At 60.8% G+C, this 966-nt stretch carries 1 protein-coding gene; it reads left to right on the top strand.

Going from position 1 to position 966, the window contains the following annotated elements:
- A partial coding sequence (locus tag ACFHWW_RS33860; protein WP_379943728.1) for an SLBB domain-containing protein occupies window positions 1-891 on the top strand: 891 nt, incomplete at its 5' end.
- Window positions 892-966 lie beyond the last annotated feature (75 nt).

The raw sequence follows: 966 nt of genomic DNA, 5'->3' as shown, positions 1-966 counted from the left end.
GCTGAATATCGGCCGGTCTACCTGGCTGGCGATATCGAAAAGCCGGGTGAGCAGACCTTCCGCCCCGGCCTCACGGTGAGACAGGCCGTCGCTATCGCTGGCGGGTACGATCTGCTGGCGGAAAACGTCGGCAATCCGGTGCTCCGATCCATCGAGCTAAGGGCCCAATACGCCGCTCTCGGAAACGAACATGCCAAAGAAACGGCACGTACGCAGCGGCTGGAGCAGGAATTACGACTGCAGAGGAGTGCAAGTCCGGCTCCAATTCCGTCAGCCAACAGCCTCACTGAAATCACGGATGTCGAAGAGGAACTTCGGCAGTTGCGGGATACAGACCACGGAAAAGAAAAGGCGTTCGTGAAATCGACGCTTGAGCGGACCGAGCTCCGGATCACGCAGCTCGAGAAGCAGTACGAGTACGAGACCGAAGGCCTCCGCCTCGATACAGAAGAGGTGGCGCGCATGGAAGAGTTGCGGAAGAAGGGGCTTGTGACGGAAAAAGGCATTTTAGAGGCGCGTCGCGCGCTGCTGCTCTCCTCGACCCGGACGCTGCAGACCAGCGTGCAGGCCGAACAGGCCAAGCGCGAGCGCGAAGAACTCCGCTCCAAGCTGCTGCGGCTAGACGATCAGCGGCGTATCGAAGGTTTGTCTGAACTGCAGGACGCCAGGGCAAAAGCCAGAGCGCTGCAGGTCAGACTGGATGCGATCGCCCAGGAACTGCTGTTGATCGGCGGCGGACCGACGGGCGATGCGAATCCCTCGATCGAGATCATCAGAACCGCGCCTGATGGCGGCCGGGAAAAGCTTACAGTCGACGAGGATGCCCCGCTCAGGCCCGGCGACGTGATCCAGGTCGAGATTGCGTCCGCCGGTGGCCGGGGGTCGATGTAGACCGGCCTGGTAAACAGGCAGCCCCTATACGGAAGAAAAATATGAGCCCGAGATCAGCCAGCCGTCATATTGGTG

Source organism: Sinorhizobium sp. P24N7 (assembly GCF_042436655.1).
GTDB lineage: Bacteria > Pseudomonadota > Alphaproteobacteria > Rhizobiales > Rhizobiaceae > Sinorhizobium > Sinorhizobium meliloti_A.
Note: the sequence above shows the minus strand (reverse complement) of the source record. Positions and strands in the feature narration are given on the sequence as shown.